The 17,429-nt window shown below is 42.4% G+C and carries 14 protein-coding genes and 1 rRNA gene; 14 read left to right on the plus strand and 1 reads right to left on the minus strand.

Features of this window, described 5'->3' with window-relative positions:
- The first annotated feature begins 59 nt into the window (after nucleotides 1–59).
- Nucleotides 60–172: ribosomal RNA gene (gene rrf, locus HMPREF9944_RS08335) — 5S ribosomal RNA — on the plus strand.
- Nucleotides 173–430: 258 nt separating this feature from the next.
- Here rrf and HMPREF9944_RS08340 read toward each other — a convergent pair.
- Nucleotides 431–2,077 carry a hypothetical protein gene (locus tag HMPREF9944_RS08340; RefSeq protein WP_008565729.1) on the minus strand — a complete coding sequence of 549 codons (1,647 nt, stop codon included), beginning with the start codon at nucleotides 2,075–2,077 and terminating at the stop codon, nucleotides 431–433.
- 155 nt (nucleotides 2,078–2,232) lie between these two features.
- Between HMPREF9944_RS08340 and HMPREF9944_RS08345 the strand changes: the two genes are divergently transcribed.
- The 13 genes from HMPREF9944_RS08345 to HMPREF9944_RS08405 all read left to right on the plus strand — a co-directional run bounded on the left by HMPREF9944_RS08345 (nucleotide 2,233) and on the right by HMPREF9944_RS08405 (nucleotide 17,428).
- Nucleotides 2,233–2,814 (plus strand): hypothetical protein, encoded by a 582-nt coding sequence (locus tag HMPREF9944_RS08345; RefSeq protein WP_008565730.1) that lies wholly within the window; start codon nucleotides 2,233–2,235, stop codon nucleotides 2,812–2,814.
- 165 nt (nucleotides 2,815–2,979) lie between these two features.
- Entirely contained in the window at nucleotides 2,980–3,201 is a 222-nt protein-coding gene (locus HMPREF9944_RS08350; RefSeq protein WP_008565731.1) for a DUF2795 domain-containing protein, read from the plus strand.
- Nucleotides 3,202–3,506: 305 nt separating this feature from the next.
- Complete coding sequence (locus tag HMPREF9944_RS08355; protein WP_454877241.1) at nucleotides 3,507–4,502, plus strand: PorP/SprF family type IX secretion system membrane protein; 996 nt, start codon at nucleotides 3,507–3,509, stop codon at nucleotides 4,500–4,502.
- A gap of 5 nt (nucleotides 4,503–4,507) precedes the next feature.
- Entirely contained in the window at nucleotides 4,508–5,959 is a 1,452-nt protein-coding gene (gene porK, locus HMPREF9944_RS08360) for a T9SS ring complex lipoprotein PorK/GldK (RefSeq protein ID WP_008565735.1), read from the plus strand.
- On the plus strand, nucleotides 5,956–6,705 hold the full coding sequence (porL, locus tag HMPREF9944_RS08365; RefSeq protein WP_008565737.1) for a type IX secretion system motor protein PorL/GldL: 750 nt from the start codon (nucleotides 5,956–5,958) through the stop codon (nucleotides 6,703–6,705). The genes porK and porL overlap by 4 nt, the downstream gene beginning before the upstream one ends.
- Before the next feature lie 4 nt (nucleotides 6,706–6,709).
- Nucleotides 6,710–8,266 (plus strand): type IX secretion system motor protein PorM/GldM, encoded by a 1,557-nt coding sequence (gene porM / locus HMPREF9944_RS08370; RefSeq protein WP_008565739.1) that lies wholly within the window; start codon nucleotides 6,710–6,712, stop codon nucleotides 8,264–8,266.
- A gap of 11 nt (nucleotides 8,267–8,277) precedes the next feature.
- The gene (gene porN / locus HMPREF9944_RS08375; RefSeq protein ID WP_044113569.1) at nucleotides 8,278–9,321 is read left to right on the plus strand and encodes a type IX secretion system ring subunit PorN/GldN; all 1,044 of its coding nucleotides are present in this window, start codon (nucleotides 8,278–8,280) and stop codon (nucleotides 9,319–9,321) included.
- Nucleotides 9,322–9,357: 36 nt separating this feature from the next.
- Nucleotides 9,358–9,999: a porin family protein gene (locus tag HMPREF9944_RS08380; protein ID WP_008565741.1), complete on the plus strand. Its 642-nt coding sequence runs from the start codon at nucleotides 9,358–9,360 to the stop codon at nucleotides 9,997–9,999.
- Nucleotides 10,000–10,260: 261 nt separating this feature from the next.
- A complete protein-coding gene (gene cas6, locus HMPREF9944_RS08385) occupies nucleotides 10,261–11,037 on the plus strand; it encodes a CRISPR-associated endoribonuclease Cas6 (protein WP_008565742.1) in 777 nt (258 codons plus the stop codon).
- Nucleotides 11,038–11,043: 6 nt separating this feature from the next.
- Nucleotides 11,044–13,023, plus strand: a complete 1,980-nt coding sequence (locus HMPREF9944_RS08390) for a hypothetical protein (protein WP_008565743.1) — start codon at nucleotides 11,044–11,046, stop codon at nucleotides 13,021–13,023.
- A 12-nt stretch (nucleotides 13,024–13,035) separates the two neighbouring features.
- Nucleotides 13,036–13,959 (plus strand): type I CRISPR-associated protein Cas7, encoded by a 924-nt coding sequence (locus HMPREF9944_RS08395; RefSeq protein ID WP_008565744.1) that lies wholly within the window; start codon nucleotides 13,036–13,038, stop codon nucleotides 13,957–13,959.
- A gap of 14 nt (nucleotides 13,960–13,973) precedes the next feature.
- On the plus strand, nucleotides 13,974–14,741 hold the full coding sequence (gene cas5b / locus HMPREF9944_RS08400; RefSeq protein ID WP_044113548.1) for a type I-B CRISPR-associated protein Cas5b: 768 nt from the start codon (nucleotides 13,974–13,976) through the stop codon (nucleotides 14,739–14,741).
- A gap of 2 nt (nucleotides 14,742–14,743) precedes the next feature.
- Nucleotides 14,744–17,428 (plus strand): CRISPR-associated helicase/endonuclease Cas3, encoded by a 2,685-nt coding sequence (locus tag HMPREF9944_RS08405; RefSeq protein ID WP_008565746.1) that lies wholly within the window; start codon nucleotides 14,744–14,746, stop codon nucleotides 17,426–17,428.
- Nucleotide 17,429: the final 1 nt, after the last annotated feature.

Consider the following 17,429-nt stretch of genomic DNA (forward strand, 5'->3'; position numbering starts at 1 on the left):
GACAAGACAAACAGCTTGTCAACGCATCAACCGTGACCCAGTCGACTGCCAAAGAGACATCAGGTGGTTATTGCGGCGGGGTCCCACCTCTTCCCATTCCGAACAGAGAAGTTAAGCCCGCCTGCGCCGATGGTACTGCAATGCAATGCGGGAGAGTAGGTAGCCGCCTTCTTTTACTTGGAGCCCCGAGGACAGCAATGTCTTCTGGGCTCTTTTTTTGTTTTGTGGCCAGCACGATGCACCGGCGGACAAGGCTAAGTGAAATCAGTCCTGGTCAGAGGCAAGGCACCTTCAGCCTTGTTACAGTCCGATCCCAGCCATATTGCGAAGCAATCCCAGCCATATTAGGCGCTAATTACAGCCAGATTGCGTAGCAATATGGGTGAGATTGGAGCGCAATATGGCTGAAAAGAGAAGGAAAAGTCGCGACTTAGAAGTATTCGCGATAGGTTTTGATATCGAGCCAGCCCGCTTTTCCGTCCTTGATGATATGGTAGAAAGACTCGGTTTGCTGCTTTATTGCTGTGTAGCGAGGCTCTTTGTGGCGAGGAAAAAGACCGATTTTACCGTGCTTGAAGAAGTAGGTAAGACCGTCGGAGCCGAAATAAATCGAGTCGTTGTCAATGGGGAGAAGTGTTTCTCCCGTGATGTTCGCGATGGGATAAACCCGTTTTTTGCGTTCCCAACCATGATCGCGACAGACTACAGTCTTGGGTTTTGCATTATTGGGTTGGTCATATTGATAGCCAATGATGCCGGATTTCCCATTTCTCTGCACCTTTATCCACTGCGGAGAAACGTTGATATCATCAAGAAAAGAGCTGTTTCCGTCATAGCTCGTTTCCTTTCTTCCATCGGTGAAAGCAACGGAATCGCTGGGCAGACAGCCTGACAATGCAAAATATTCCTCTTTATCTTCTCGCACACCGGGGCCACCGGTATATTTTTGTAACAGGTATTTGCCGTGTTTTTTCAGGATTGTAAACGTCCAATGTGGAACGGTTCCGCATAGATAAAGGGGCTGTTTAATGGGGTTTGAGACCCTTTTTCCCAGCTCATCATAGTAAGCTGGGCCCGTTTTGTTGAGCACTTCTATACACCCGATGACGCATCTTGTGATTTCTCTTGCTTCTTTTACCGTACCCAGATTGAGTTTCTTGAGATACAGATTGAACACGTCAACCGCTTGTCCCGCCTTGGCGATGAAGAACCCCCTGTCGTATGTAATCGTGTCGTAGTCTTTTCCGAGTACATTATTGTCGAAAGCATCAATCAACCGGCATTTCCCAGCCGTACGATGTACGCCATAGAATTCTTTCATTTGGAAGAAACAGAAATCGTCCGGGGCAGTATCGTCATATTTTCTCCCGGCAAGTGTCAGATAAGCCGGCATTCTTATCCAGCCGAACCGAACCAACCGATCGCCTTTTTCGGTCGGGATGAGCATATAGCTTCTCCCGTTTGCCCTGAAAACAAACATTCTTTTGCCGCCTTTCATCTCTATTATCGTCGGCAAAAGATAATGAGAATTGGCCACACGCCACATCACCACGGAGTCAGGAATGATAGTCATTGATGTGCGATAGTCGGCATATCCTTCCTTGCAACCATGATATAACTCTTGCACGGCAACGATGTTGCGACTGAGAAACTTCAGAACGAGTGAAGAATGCTCGTGTATCCGCCTCCAAGTATTGTTGTCGTTGATGTCGAACGTGTGGCCCACATAATCGCTGAGTGTCGCCGGACGCAAGTCAAGTGCATCGATAACACCCTTTTGTGCGGCCCGTATCTCCGTTCCTGTCACAGTGTCTGCCGACTCAGAAACATTCCATTTGATGCGCCTCATGTATGAACCTTTGTCCACGCCGGCATCATCTGAGCCTATATCCACATTCCTTTTAATATAAAGATCGTTGCCAATTCTCGTGTATGCATAGAGCCCAACTCCGCCGATATCATAGCCGATGGCATCCACTTCGGGCAGTTTCAACACCTGCTGTGCCCGAAAATCAGTTGCAAAGCAGCAGCAGAACAAGAGCAAAACGGCTGTTTTTTTCATTCTATGCTTGTTCATTATGGATGTTTTTTCATTTGATTCTATTTGCAAAGATAGTTCTTTTAGGGTTCAATTCCTAATCTTTCAGCAGGAAATCTTTTGAGAAACACTTGCATATTCCAAGATTTTTTACGAATATTGCAGGCCGAAAGGCATACCGGAAACAGAATTCCATGATAAAATATCATCTGAAACGCATTTGGAACTGGCTGCGCCGCATGGGTTATTCGCGCGGATTCGGCGTCCAGTCTCCGTCGGCATATCGCTTCATTCGCTATGTGTTGACCGAGCATTACCCCTATTATGCCTATTCCGAGTTGGGGAAGAAGCACAAAGCATCGGGGCACGAAGCGAACAAGATGGGCCGGCTTTATTTCCGATTGGCCAATGATGCGCAGGCCGAATGCTGGTATGACTATCTTTCAGGCAGCGAGATTTATGCCGATTATGTGCGTTCGGGCTGCCGTACAACCGTTTTTGAGGCTATGGACAGTACCTCGGTTCCACGGCATTTCCGCATTGCACGCCTCTCGATGAGGGCCGATTACAAGACCGTTTATCGCAGACTTGTGCCCGTTGCAAGCAATGATTCGCTCTTGATTTTAGAGGGAATCAACGACAATCCCGATGCAAAAGCCTTTTGGCATGAGGTGGTTGAGAGTGCCGAGGCCGTCATTACCTATGACCTTTATGCGTGCGGCATCGTGCAGTTCGACCGTTCCAAGTACAAACATCATTACGTCGTTAACTTCTGAACAGCGTCGTTGCTTTCCCGTCTGCCTGCCGATGCATGGCTTTCCGGCCGGTTCTTTTAATTATTCTTGACTTTTCAGACGAAAAATATCTGTGTCTTTGCTTGTGGATAAGATTTATTTTGCTACTTTTGCACGCAAATTTGTAAACATAAAAAAGATAAGACTATGTATTGGACACTTGAATTGGCTTCAAAACTTGAGGATGCACCATGGCCTGCAACAAAGGAAGAATTGATAGACTATGCGATTCGGTCGGGTGCGCCCCTTGAAGTGCTTGAGAATTTACAGGAGATAGAAGACGAAGGCGATGTCTATGACAGTATAGAAGATATATGGCCAGACTATCCATCCAAGGATGATTTCCTTTGGAATGACGATGAATATTGATTGTTTTGCGCCATTAAAGGTCGCCGTTTCATACGTATAGCGAAAGGTCACTCCGAATATGAGTGGCTTTTTTTGATGCTTTTGGTAAAAGATTGTGAGCGGTAAGGGCTCTATAAGCATAAAAAATGCAGAGTTCTCTTCTAAGCATTTGAGAGATATGGGGTTATGGAGAGTCTGTAGTATGGCCCGTTTTAGTGTTCAATCTCACCCATTTTACTGCGCAATATAGTTGAGATTACACGGTAAAGTTGCCCATATTGCGCGGTGAAATGGCTGAGGTTGGAAGGCTGAATGAGCGGGGCCGAATGCGGAACGGGAAACATGCTGCAATATTCTGCAGGAAACGGCGTTATATAAACGTGCAGAAACTTCTCAGAAACATCATCATTCTTGCGGCGTGGTTGGCCGGATTGTCGGCCAAGGCACAGTATGACGCGGCCTTCAGTCACTATTTCGACATGGAACCCTCGTTCAATCCTGCGGCCGTGGGCAAGGAGAATAAACTCAATGTGAACCTTGCCTACGCGATTGACTTTGCCGGTTTCGAGCATAATCCCCGCACGATGTATGCCGCGGCCGACCTGCCTTTCTATGTCATGAGGCGTTATCAGGGGGCCGGTGTGCAGTTTGTGAACGAGAAAATCGGGCTCTTCAAGCATCAAAGGTTGGCCGTTCAATATGCCTGTCGCTTCAAGTTGGCGGGCGGAAACCTGCGGCTTGGCTTTCAAGCTGGGCTGTTGAACGAAGGCTTCGACGGCTCGAAAGTAGACCTTGAAACGCCGGGCGACCCTGCCTTTTCCACTACCGATGTCAACGGAAATGGCTTGGATTTGAGCGCAGGACTCTATTATATGCGTGGCGATTGGTATGCCGGTGCGTCGCTACAGCACCTGAATGGGCCCACAATCCGCATGGGCGACGTCAACGGACTGGGGATTCCGGCCACCTATTATTTGACGGGAGGATACAATATAAAGCTGAGAAATCCGTTCTTGAAAATAAAACCTTCGGTGTTGTTGCGCACGGATGGCACTGCCTATCGGGCCGATATTACGGGCCGATTGGTCTATACACACGAGGGAAAAATGCTCTATGGGGGCATTGGTTACAGTCCCACGAACTCCGTGACTGCCCTTTTTGGCGGCACGTTTCACGGCGTTGTGCTGGCCTATAGCTATGAGGTTTACACCTCGGGGCTTAGTCTTGGCAACGGAAGTCATGAGCTTTTCGTGGGCTATCAGATGGATATCAATCTCGTAAAGAGGGGAAAAAACAAACATCAAAGCGTTCGAATATTATAAAAAAGATGAAACATCAAATCACAATATGGGTTGGAATGCTGCTGACGAGCGTCATGTTTGCGGCTTGTTTCAGCGGAAAGACCATGTCAATGGCCGGCCGTGGCGGTGAGGTTGTGGGCGTTGGTGGCGGAAGGGCCTTCAATGAGCCGGCTCCCTACGGCATGGTGAAGGTTGACCGCGGCTTTCTTCACATGGGAATCAACAAGCAAGACTCGCTTTGGGGCAGGAAAATGCCCGTGAAAGACATCTCTGTTGACGGCTTTTGGATGGACGAAACCGAGGTAACGAACTCCAAATACAAACAGTTTCTGATGTGGGTTCGCGACAGTATTCTACGCACTCGCCTTGCCGATCCGGCCTATGCGGGCGACGATAGCTACATGATTACCGAGGATAAGAACGGAGATGCCGTCACACCGCACATCAATTGGAAGAAACCTTTACCCAGAAAACCTAACGAAGACGAGCAACGGGCCATTGAAAGTCTCTATGTCACGAACCCCGTCACAGGCGAAAAGCTCCTCGATTGGCGGCAGATGAACTATCGATATGAGATTTACGACTACACGGCGGCAGCCCTTCGGCGCAACCGTATGAATCCCGATGAACGCTCGTTTAACACAGACAGGCTCGGCGAAGCGGCCGAACCGGTGATGATTTCAAAGGATACGGCCTACGTAGATGACGAAGGACACATCGTCAGACAGACGATAGACCGACCGAGAACGGGCCCTTGGGACTTCCTTAATACCTACATCGTGAACGTCTATCCCGATACAACTTGTTGGGTAAATGACTTCAAGAACTCCGATAATGAGATGTATTTGCGCAACTATTTCAGCAATCCTGCCTATAATGATTACCCTGTCGTGGGCGTCACTTGGGAGCAGGCGAATGCCTTTTGTGCGTGGCGCACCGACTATCTGCTCAAAGGTTTGGGTGCAGAAGCACGCTATGTGCAACGCTATCGCCTGCCCACAGAGGCCGAATGGGAGTATGCTGCGCGTGGAAAATCAGGTAACGAGTTCCCTTGGGAAAACAAGGATATGAAGAATGGTAACGGCTGTTTCTATGCCAATTTCAAGCCCGACAGGGGCAATTATACCGAAGATGGCAACCTGATTACCAGCAAAGTGGGCATCTATGGAGCCAATTCTAACGGACTATATGACATGGCTGGCAACGTAGCCGAGTGGACCAGTACGGTTTATACGGAGTCGGGCGTCGACGCAATGAACGACCTTAACCCTCAACTCTCTTATAACGCGGCTCAAGAAGACCCTTATGCATTGAAGAAAAAGAGCGTGCGTGGCGGTTCATGGAAGGACCCCGAGAGCTTTATTCGCTCGGCATGGCGCACTTGGGAATACCAAAATCACCCGCGAAGTTATATCGGTTTCCGTTGCGTTCGCAGCTTAGCAAATACGACAAGCAGTAACAAAAGCAAGAAAAGATGACGAGATACAGTAAACATAATATCATCTATCGGCTGCAAAAGTGGATGGATAGCGTGCCCGGACAAACCTTTCTGAACTATGCATATAGCTGGGGTGCCGCGATTGTTGTGCTGGGTGCATTGTTCAAATTGATACATGTTGAGGGCGCAGACTTCTGGTTAATGCTCGGCATGGGCACTGAAGTTGTCGTGTTTTTCCTGTCGGCTTTCGACCGTCCCTTTGACAAAACGACCGACGGAATGGAGCTTCCTACGCACGTGACCGATGAATATTTGGAGCGAAAGGACGAAGAAGAGACTCCCATTTCAGTCTCGGTGGCACGGCCAAAACAGCCGGTCGGCCTCGCATCGCCGGTGGAAAAAGCCGCTGATGTCGTGGCCGCTACGACACAAGTTGCCCAAGTGAGCCTGCCAACGGCCGACCCTGCGATGGCCGAAGCCCAGCAAAATTATGTGGATGAGCTCAAGAAACTCACCGAAGTATTAGGGAAAGTGGGCGAGCAGAGCGTGCGGTTGACACGCGATAGTGAGGAGATGGAGAACCTGAACCGAACGCTGACAGGCATCACAAGAGTGTATGAAATGCAGTTGAAGAGTGCAAGTCAGCAGATAGGAACCATAGACCAAATCAACGAACAAAGCCGTTTACTGGCCCAACATATCGAACAACTCAACGGTATTTACGCCCGCATGATCGAGGCAATGACGATAAACATGCGCGCGGCAACGCCAAATCAAACCCCATAGTTGCATGGCTATCAAGAAAAGACCGGTATCTCCTCGTCAGAAGATGATCAACTTGATGTACATCGTCTTGTTGGCCATGCTTGCACTCAACATCTCTACGGAGGTGTTGGACGGCTTTTCAATCGTGGAAGATAGCCTGAACCGTACCACGGCCAATGCTTCCGAGGAGAACAGATCGCTCTATCGTGACTTCGAGACTCAGCTGAGGCAGAACCCTGAAAAGGTGAAAGCATGGTTCGAAAAGGCTACGGCCGTGAAGCAGATGAGCGACTCGCTCTTTGAATTTGCACGGCAATTGAAGGTGGCTATCGTCAAGAAAGCCGACGGAGCGCAGGGAAACGTTGAAGACATTGCACACAAAGACAACCTCGATGCAGCCGGCGAAGTGATGCTTGCACCGCTGACCGGAAAGGGAAAACAGCTTTTTTTGCGCATCAACAGCTATCGTGAACGCATCTTGAAACTGGTGGACGACCCCCATCAGAAACGTATCATCGCCGACAATCTCTCCACTGCCGTTCCGCGGAAAGCACGTCTTCAAGGTAAGAACTGGCAGGAATATATGTTCGAGAACATGCCGGTAGCGGCCGCTGTTACATTGCTTTCAAAGCTCCAAAGCGATATGCGTTATGCCGAAGGTGAGGTGCTTCACACGCTGGTTTCCAACATCGACGTGAAGGATATCCGTGTGAATAAGCTCAATGCCTACGTGATTCCTGAGAAGACGGTGCTGTATCCGGGCGAACGTTTCAATGCAAATATCGTCATGGCTGCCGTAGACACGACGCTCAGACCACAGATTTTTGTCAACGGTCAGCGTGTCGTGGCACGCGAAGGACGGTATTCTTTCATGGCTCCCAGCGTGGGCGAGCATGCTTTCGGTGGCTATATCATGATGCAGAACCGCAGGGGAGAGGTCGTTCGTCGCGATTTCTTGCAGAAGTATAGCGTGATTCCTGCGCCGACGAGTGCCACGGTTGCCGCCGATATGATGAACGTTTTGTATGCCGGTTACCCCAATCCAATGAGCGTCAGTGTGCCGGGTGTGCCGGCGAATGCAGTCTCCGTGTCGATGAGCGGAGGTGCAATGACGGCCAAAGGTAACGGACATTTTGTTGCCGTTCCGGCTGCCGTGGGACGCGATGTAACCATTCGTGTCACGGCACGCGACAAGGGACAGGTGCGTACGTTGCCCCCGTTCGTGTTTCATGTGCGCAAGTTGCCCGACCCAACAGCCTATATCGCCCTTGGAACCACACGCTTCAAGGGTGGTGGCATGAGCAAATCGGCATTGATGGGTGCTACGGGTATTCATGCAGCCATTGATGACGGACTGCTTGATATCCCGTTCCGTGTGCTGAGTTTCGAGACCGTATTCTTTGACAACATGGGAAATGCGGTCCCTGTCGCATCGGCTGGAGCGGATTTCTCTGACCGTCAGCGCGAAACGTTCCGTGGTTTGGCGCGTAACCGACGGTTTTATATCAGTCATGTCAAGGCCGTGGGTCCCGATGGCATAACCCGTACGTTGACAGGTGCCTTGGAAGTAATCGTAAGATAATGGAAATGAAGATGAAAAAACGATATGTAATGCTACTGATGGCAGGTTTTGTGCTGAACGGCATGGCACAATCACCGCTTCGACAGGCTGAGGCAGCTGCCAAGGTGAAGAAGAACAATGCCAATAACCTGACGATGCGGGCACAGCTCATGTTCCCCACGCAGGAAAAAATGGGCGAAGACGTGGTGTGGCGTCGCGATGTCTACCGCGAACTCAACCTCAACGACGATGCCAATGCCGGGCTCTACTATCCTGTGGAGCCTGCAGACGGGCGAATGAATCTGTTTACCTTGATATTCAAACTGATGATGGCCGGACCGAACCGTGGCGGCATCAACGTCTATCAATATCAACTTGACGGCAATGAGCGGTTCACCGACGATGCGAAACTAAAGCCGTTGACCTTCCTCGACGACCATCATATCTTCTATGAGCGCACCGATCGTGGTGTGCATATCAACAACAGCGACATACCTTCGGCAGAAGTGAAGGGCTATTACCTGAAGGAAAGTTCGTATTTCGACCAATCTACAGCGACATTCCACACCAAGGTGCTCGCTTTGTGCCCGATTATGGAGCGCGAAGACGAGTTCGGCAACGGCGCAACGAAGTATCCGCTCTTCTGGGTGAGGTATGATGACATTGCTTCGGCACTTGCCAAGCAGACCGTGATGACCAGTAATGTGAACAATGCGGCCGTGATGAGTCTTGACGACTATTTTACGATGAACCTGTATAAAGGGAAAATCTACAAAACCACCAATATGCAGGGCAAGACGCTGGCACAATATTGCAATACCGACAGTGCGCTGAATAAGGAACAGCGGCGCATTGAAAGCGAGATAGCCTCGTTTGAGAAGAACATTTGGGGCGACCAAGCACGCAAGGACTCACTCGACAGCATCTCAAGACTCGACCGCAAGCAACTCAAGGCCGTGCGTGCCAAGGGTCAACGCGCAGCAACAAGTCTGCGTCGCAGCCGTCGTTCGACCTCGGGAAGCAGTGCGCCGGTAGCAGGTTCGGCCCGTGTCACCGTGCGTCGGCAGCGTCATTGAAGTGTGACAACGTTTAACCATTAATCATAAAAGTGTATGAAAAAATCATTGGTCTTATTGACTTTCGCCATGATATTCGCAACAGCGTCACAGGCGCAGTTGAAGTTTGGTTTGAAGGGCGGCCTCAATGTCACCAACCTCTCGCTCAAAGATTTTACACATGACCGAAGCAACCAGTGTGGTTTCTTTGCCGGCCCTACAGTGAAGTTCACTTTCCCGGCCATCGGCTTAGGCTTTGACGTTGCAGCCCTTTACGATCAGCGGCAAGCTAAGATTAAGGGCACGGAAGACGACCTGAAACAACGTCAGATGATAGTTCCCGTAAACACTCGTTATAGCTTCGGTTTGGGCGATGCCGCCAGTATCTTCTTCTTTGCAGGTCCGCAGTTCGGTTTCAATATCGGCGATAAGGACCAGCCGATAGGTGTTATGGCAGATGGCCGCTATGAAAATGTTGGCGAATGGCGGTTGAAATCGTCCAACTTCAGCGTGAACCTCGGCTTCGGTGTAATGCTGTTCCATCATCTTCAAGTGAGTGCTAACTACAATATTGCCTGCGGAAAGACCGGAGAGTTGAAGTTCGGTGAAGCTGCCGGCACCGTTTGGAATGCCTTGCAAGGTAACAGCTATGAAGGACGGGCCAATGCTTGGCAGGTTGGTTTGGCTTATTATTTTTGATGAACGGCTGAAAAATAGTTGACAGGACGTCTTTGTCAGGGGCGACAGGACAACAGATACTTTCCTTTGGTTGAATACCTTATGAGCGTATTTGTTGCCTTGTCGCCCCTTGTTTTGTTTGGATTGTTGGCTTTTTTTGATAAAAAAGTGTCTATTTTCTTGCACCCTAAAAAAATAAACACTATTTTTACATGGTAAAAACAAATTGAGTATATTATCCATGAAAACAAATATCACTGAAATAAAATAGTAAGGTTGGTTATGAGATTCAAGATTACATTTCGTATAGACCGCAGTCTGGGCGATTGTTTACCAATAAACTATCAGTATGAACAGTCAGCAGTCATATATAAGATATTGTCGAATGCTGATAAAGCTTATTCGGACTGGTTGCATGATAATGGCTTTCAGCTTGATAATGGAAAGCATTTCAAGTTGTTCTGTTATTCGCGTTTCCAGTTTGAAAAATACCGGATCATGCCCAAGGTGGGTTGTATCAACATCATCGGCGATAAAGTGGAGTGGTTTGTCAGTTTCCTTCCGGAGAAAAGTACGGCCGAGTTTGTCCATGGTTTGTTTGCCAATCAGCATGTAGTGATTGGGAATAAGGATTATCGGGTAGCCTTGGATGTAGTCGGCATTGAGGCTTTATCTTCTAAGCCTTTAGAAGACGCAATGACTTTCCGTGTAAACTCTTCTATCTGTATTCGGGAGAAGAAAGATAATCGGGTACAATATCTCTCTCCTTTAGACAATCATTATAAGGAGGGCTTGTTAAAGGGGCTTCTTGCACGTTATGAATCGTTTTATGGCTGCCCTTTTGTGGGAGACATCTCTTCGTTTGGATTTGAGTTGCTGACTCATAAGCCGAAATCTGTTCTTATTACAATCAAGGCTGACACTCCCGAGCAAACTCGCGTTCGTGGCTATCGCTATGATTTCCGCTTGAAGGCTCCAATAGAATTGATGAAGATAGCCTATGAGGGTGGTTTGGGCGAATTGTGTTCTCAAGGTTTTGGATTTATAGAAATAAAATAGAAGTGTATGATAAGGGAAATAATTAATTTTACTAACGGATTGTTGTCTGATATTCCTGATATTATGCAATGGAATATTCAGCCAGACAAAGGACTTCATGTGTTTATTGATATTGATGAAACAGGAAATTGGGCAAATCAAAATCTTCAGCAAAGTATTGATTATGATTATTACGATGGAAAGAATCAAGATATCAAGTTGTGGAATGATTGTATTCGGTATCAAGAAGCTACAGAATACATAACGATGAATAAGGTCTCTAAGTTTGATAAGAAAAAGAAGATACATTCTTGTTCTCCATTTGCTGTTGCATTTAATTTTAATTTCAACGACAAGGAAAAATCAGAGTTAGGAATCAAAATTTTCAAAAAGTCAGATAAGCCTTCAAAAGAAGAGCTTAAAAGCAATAATGCTCTTATCAGGGCACAGCGCCGGATTGTTATTGAAGAAAGATTGAAAGATTATCAAAGCAATTCATTGTCGATTTATGGAATAAAGAAAAAAGATGGAGATTTGTTCTCTAATCAACCTTTTATATATGGTAAGCAAATAATGGGGTTCTTCAATAATTTGCATAAGATACTTAATGCTGTTGAATTAATAGCAGAATATTCTCTGTTGACAGGAAAGGATTATCTTCACTTATATCTTAGGACGATTCCGATTGATGTTCAAGAAGAGTTGCATAATAGGTATGTAAAACAAGAAATATTTAGTGGAGAAGTAATGTTAAAGGAGCATTTTGGCTCTGTTGGATTTTTTACGGCATATAATCAAAAAAAGCCATTTCTTAGACATCGAACAAGTTTTCTAAAAGATGGTGTAAGCCAAAGATTCTCAGAAGAGGATGCTATTACTCTTTATACCTTTGAAAAGTTATTAAGGAGGAAACCCCAATGTTTGCCAAATCCTCTACCAATTATGGTTGATGGAAGGGAATGGAATAAACGTGTAATCAAACTATTTAATGAGAGTGGTGATACGTTATCTTTTCGGGATCTTCTAAAACAACTTTTCGCAAAGTACAACATGAAATCTTTGCCTAATTACTATTTACTTAATCTGTCGAAAACTGTATCGGGCATTGTCATCAATGATTTTGATTTTGTGCCATTGTTCAGATATTATTTGGATGGCGATATTGTTGTTTCAAATGTGACAAATAGTTCAAGTCTTCAAGATAAGTCATTTGAGCGGGAGCGTGAAATCAGTATAAAAACAATATTTGATTTTGAAAGAGTTGCTGTCAGGGAAGTCTTTAATAACTCTTTAGTGAAGATTAAGGAAGATAAGTACGTGACGAATTATTTCGGTGAGATAGATTCAAATTATGTCATAGGAGGAACACTTATGTCCAATCTTATGCAAAAATACAGAAAAGCTATTTACGCATATATATATAAGTCAGATACAAATGCTATAAATGCGAGTATGTTTGATGATATAATGTATCAGTCTGTCCTGTCTAATATCAAACTGGATACTTTTGAAAATAAACGATTTGAATGGAATAATTCGATAAAAAAGAAAATAAATATATGGTTTAGTTTATATAAAATGTTCAATCAAAATGATAAAAGAGAAAATATGGTTACAAAAATTAATGAATTAAAGAATGAAATCAGTCGGGTAACTAAAGGTGAAACCGACTTGTTGTCCCCAGAGTCTTTTGCTTTTGGAGCAGGACAACTTGTTTCTTACCTTATGGATAGGAGTGTGTCAACTAACAAAACGTATGCAATGTTAGAGCCTTATTTACAAAAAGGGAAATCCCGGTTTTTGCAAGATGCTATCGCCCAAACAGTAACGGTTTATAAACATGATATAAATCAAATATATAAAGGTAGATTCGAGTTCTTGGCTTCACAAGTTTTGACTTATGGGGGAGATATAGATATGAAGCCACTGTTAAAATACTTTTTAGCAGGTTGCTTTAGTCCTTGCACTATATATGAAAAAACAAAAGAAATAACGAATAACAATTAAAATAATACAATTATGGAAAAGTTTGAAAACAGAGTGTTTGGTTGTGTCGTAGTAAAAGCTATTAATTCAAATTATAATGCGGACTTCTCAGGACAACCCAGAACCTTACCTAATGGTATCGTATATGCTACAGACAAAGCATTGAAATATACGATTAAAAATTATGTGAGGACTATAAATCCAACATTGAATATCTTTTATTTCAAAACGCTTAATGAAAATCTGAATCCTTTGTCTTTAGATGACAAATATATAAAACTTTTTGGTGATTATCCTAAAAAGAATACCAAAGAAACTGTAGCTAGAAATCTTTTATCATGCATAGATATTAGACTTTTCGGTGCAACTTTTGCAGGAAAAACAAATATATCTCTACATGGTCCTGTCCAAGTAGATCATGGTGTAAATAAGTGGAAAGAAAATAATATATTTACGGAGCAAATATTATCCCCTTTCAGTAATAAATCAGATAATCCAGAAGCGGAAAAGGGAATGACGACTAATGGACGCCAATCAAGGTTGGAAGAGGGGCACTATCTCCATCACTTTTCTGTTAATCCTCAGACACTCTATGAAATGTATAATATATTAGGTAAAGATGTATGTACATTAAGTATTGATGATATTGATAAATTGAAGGAGGCTATGCGTCGTGGAGTAACATGGCTTGACTCAGCTTCAAAGATTGGTAGTGAGAATGAAATGTTGGTTTGGATACAGTTAAAGAAGAACTCCAAACTCGTATTGCCAAGTCTAGATACTTTAGTAGAAATGGAATCCGAGAAGCAAGAAGGAAGGGTGGTTTTTGATTTTAGTAAACTTTCAAATCATTTACAGCAGATACAAGATAATGTAGAAAGTGTAGAGGTCTATCTGAACAAATTGTCGTGTGAAGCTAAAGGTCTATTAGATGTAGTAAAAATTTTTGATATATAATGAGATAATAATATATGATGTTAATATCCTTTGATTTATGTGCACAAATGGGGTTCTTAAAGAAACCCGATATTAATGATGGCATTTATCTAACATACAATATGTTGCATAAGCCTGCACTTTTAGGTATGTTAGGTGCTATTATCGGTTTAAGGGGATATTGTCAGAATGGAGAACTTCCCGAGTATTATCAAAAGTTAAAGCACCTAAAGGTCGGTATACAGCCATTGAAATGTGATAAAGGGAATTATGTAAAAGAAACTCTTTGCTATAATAACGGAACGGGATTTGCTAGTAATGAAGATGGTGGGAATTTAGTTATTAAAGAACAAGTTTTATTGAGGCCTTCATATCGATGTTTCGTATTATTAGATTTATCAAACCCTTTTGAAAAGACTTTATATGATAATATTTTGTCGTTTAGAGCAGAATTCTTACCTTATTTAGGAAAAAATGAATTCTCTGTATGGTGGACTAATGTTCAGGCTTATGAGGATGCACATATTTTTAATTTCGAGAAAGAGACTCACATTGTAAGTTTGTTTAGAAAAGAGGAAGCTGTAAGTAAGTATATAGTAAGATTTATGTCAATATCTACGTCTAATATCCCTCCCTTTCTCTATTTTGAACGTTTACCTATAGGATTTAGTGAAGAACTTTATCAATATGAATATGGCGATTTCGTTTATTCTAATGCAACATTTAAGCCCGACATGGTAAACTCACTTAGCAGTAATGATTTCTATGATATAGGTAATTCACAAATAGTACAGTTAATATAATTATGAAAGATTTTGATAAGGATTTTTTTGATGGTCTCATAAAAGACAGTTATAAGTACTATGCTCATTGTGTGGAAAATGGAGGTGAATGTAGACATGAATTACTATCAGAACATTCTGCTTTAACCTATTCTTATGCTAGAACTTTGGCAAAGGATAATAGTCTGGTGCCTATCATTAAAATTCTTATCAGAAAATCATTGGAGGGGAACTTAGAAGAGGCATTAGGTAATTTTGTCGAAGAAATGTTCTGGACTGCGATTGCATTTCATGATTTGGGGAAAATGAATGCTATATTCCAAAAGCAAAAGATGAATAATAATGAGGAACTACTATATGTAGATCATCCTTTTTCATCTCAGCATTCTGTAATAAGTATATATATATACTTAGCTATCGCTTTTCAGAAAATGTGTGAGTTGGAAGACCTGACTGACGGAGAGCAGATGTTTTTATGCAATATAATCTTATATTTAAGCTATCCTATTTATAATCATCATGAAAAAGCTTTGTTCGAGTGTCAAGATGAAGATAATTGGTGCTTCGAACAGCTTTTAACATTAAGGCCCTTTCTTTCTTTGTTAAATCTCTCATATAGTGATGAGACTGTAGAGAAGTTTCATCAAGGTTTACTCCTGAATGCAAATTTTAATTGCTTATTTGAATTCTTTAATGAAGAAAATGAGCATTTAGAACATGGCTTCCCATTATTTGCACTTGTAAAATTAGAATATTCTCTATTGACGACTGCTGATTATTTGGCAACAGCCCATTTTATGAATCATTGGGATGATATGTATAGGCATACTGGCTTTATTAATGAAACTTTGCGTAGTAAGATTATTGGTGCAGTCCAAAGTAGTAAGCCGTATAATAAAAGTATAATACAAAGATTAGAACAAGAAAAATTTATCCAAGCAGATGAGTATAAGGATGTAAGCTGTATCAACTTAAATATATTGCGTGAGGGTATGGCTGTTGAAACCTTACATAATATAGGAAAGAACTTGCGGGAAAGACTTTTTTATTTAGAAGCGCCCACGGGAGGTGGAAAAACAAATATCTCTATTCTTGCATTAGCTGAATTACTAAAGTGTGATAGTTCAATTAATAAAGTTTTTTATGTATTTCCATTTACAACACTTATTACGCAAACAGCTCAAACATTGAAGGATACTTTGAGTGTTAAGGATGTAGAAGTGTTTGAGATGCATTCTAAAGCAGAAATGGGTTCTAAAAAATATGGTGATGAATATTTGAACTATTTAGATAATATTTTTATGGATTATCCAATAGTTCTTTTATCGCATGTACGTTTCTTTAATGTAATTACAACGAATAAAAAAGATGCAAATTATCTATTGCAGAGATTAGCTAATTCTGTTGTGATTATGGACGAATTACAAACTTATCCTCCTGCTATTTGGGATAAAATGGCATATTTTATATCCGAATATGCTACGTGTTTCAATATGAGATTCATTCTCATGTCTGCAACATTGCCTAAATTGGGGAAATTATTAGATTTGCAAAATGAAGAATATGGATTTGTATCTCTTATATCTAATAAGGGAAAATATTTTCAAAATCCGAACTTTTGCAATCGAATAAAATTTGATTTCTCATTATTGGGACTTGGGAGACCTCTGAAGGAACAAAAAGGGGGATATTTGGAAAAGTTAGCAGGATTTGTAATAAAAAAATCTGCTTTTTATGCAGAACATAATCAGAGAAATCCTCAAAGCGTATTTACGGTTATTGAGTTTATTACAAAAAGAACAGCTGGTGATTTCTTAAAATGGATAAAACAATGTAACCGTTTTTTTGATGATGTTTATATTCTTTCAGGTACCATATTAGAGCCTCAAAAACAAAAGATTATAAAACAATTAAAATCTGTTTCTAATAGGAATAAAAAAATATTACTGATTACTACTCAAGTCGTAGAGGCTGGTGTAGACATTGATATGGATTTAGGCTTCAAGGATGTTTCTTTGATTGACAGTGAAGAACAAATTGCGGGAAGAGTTAATAGAAATGCAAGTAAAAAAGGTTGTAAATTATATTTGTTTGATTGCGATTCTGAAAAATTCTTGTATGGAAATGATGCAAGGCTTCAAGTAGTGGAACTAAAGAACACGCATTTATATAAAAACATATTAGAGTCAAAGGATTTTGATTTTCTTTATGATATTATAATGACTAATATTAATGAGTCAAATCAATCAATTTTTAAACAAAATATTCAGGATTTATATAATGCAGTTATATCTTTAAATTATCCTCAAGTAAATAATTGCATCAGAATAATAGATAATACTAGTATTACAGTTTTTATTCCTATGGAATTAGATAAAGACTTATTACGAGAAAAATTGCAAATAGCAAGAGATTTTAATTGTATAATAGGGAATGCTGTAGATGGTAAAGAGGTTTGGGGAAAATATTTAGAATTAGTCTTGTACAAAAATGGAAATTTTATAAATAATAAGTTGAAAATGAGACAACTGATGAGCTTAATGTCGAGTTTTACATTTTCTATCTATCCGTCAGGGAAAGACTATGAGATATTAAAAACGTTTGGTAGTTTGCAATATGGATTTTTTTATCTTGAATCTTGGGAACCTGTATATTCTCTTGAGGATGGAATAAATACTCAGATATTAAAAGATACATTATTTTTCTAAA

Source organism: Segatella maculosa OT 289 (assembly GCF_000243015.1).
In the GTDB taxonomy this organism is placed as follows: Bacteria; Bacteroidota; Bacteroidia; order Bacteroidales; family Bacteroidaceae; genus Prevotella; species Prevotella maculosa.

Excerpts from the sequence above, each read along its gene's own strand:
- HMPREF9944_RS08340 (WP_008565729.1), bottom strand. The coding sequence starts at position 2,077 with ATGAACAAGCATAGAATGAAAAAAACAGCCGTTTTGCTCTTGTTCTGC.
- HMPREF9944_RS08345 (WP_008565730.1), top strand. The coding sequence starts at position 2,233 with ATGATAAAATATCATCTGAAACGCATTTGGAACTGGCTGCGCCGCATG.
- HMPREF9944_RS08350 (WP_008565731.1), top strand. The coding sequence starts at position 2,980 with ATGTATTGGACACTTGAATTGGCTTCAAAACTTGAGGATGCACCATGG.
- HMPREF9944_RS08355 (WP_454877241.1), top strand. The coding sequence starts at position 3,507 with ATGCGGAACGGGAAACATGCTGCAATATTCTGCAGGAAACGGCGTTAT.
- porK (WP_008565735.1), top strand. The coding sequence starts at position 4,508 with ATGAAACATCAAATCACAATATGGGTTGGAATGCTGCTGACGAGCGTC.
- porL (WP_008565737.1), top strand. The coding sequence starts at position 5,956 with ATGACGAGATACAGTAAACATAATATCATCTATCGGCTGCAAAAGTGG.
- porM (WP_008565739.1), top strand. The coding sequence starts at position 6,710 with ATGGCTATCAAGAAAAGACCGGTATCTCCTCGTCAGAAGATGATCAAC.
- porN (WP_044113569.1), top strand. The coding sequence starts at position 8,278 with ATGAAAAAACGATATGTAATGCTACTGATGGCAGGTTTTGTGCTGAAC.
- HMPREF9944_RS08380 (WP_008565741.1), top strand. The coding sequence starts at position 9,358 with ATGAAAAAATCATTGGTCTTATTGACTTTCGCCATGATATTCGCAACA.
- cas6 (WP_008565742.1), top strand. The coding sequence starts at position 10,261 with ATGAGATTCAAGATTACATTTCGTATAGACCGCAGTCTGGGCGATTGT.
- HMPREF9944_RS08390 (WP_008565743.1), top strand. The coding sequence starts at position 11,044 with ATGATAAGGGAAATAATTAATTTTACTAACGGATTGTTGTCTGATATT.
- HMPREF9944_RS08395 (WP_008565744.1), top strand. The coding sequence starts at position 13,036 with ATGGAAAAGTTTGAAAACAGAGTGTTTGGTTGTGTCGTAGTAAAAGCT.
- cas5b (WP_044113548.1), top strand. The coding sequence starts at position 13,974 with ATGATGTTAATATCCTTTGATTTATGTGCACAAATGGGGTTCTTAAAG.
- HMPREF9944_RS08405 (WP_008565746.1), top strand. The coding sequence starts at position 14,744 with ATGAAAGATTTTGATAAGGATTTTTTTGATGGTCTCATAAAAGACAGT.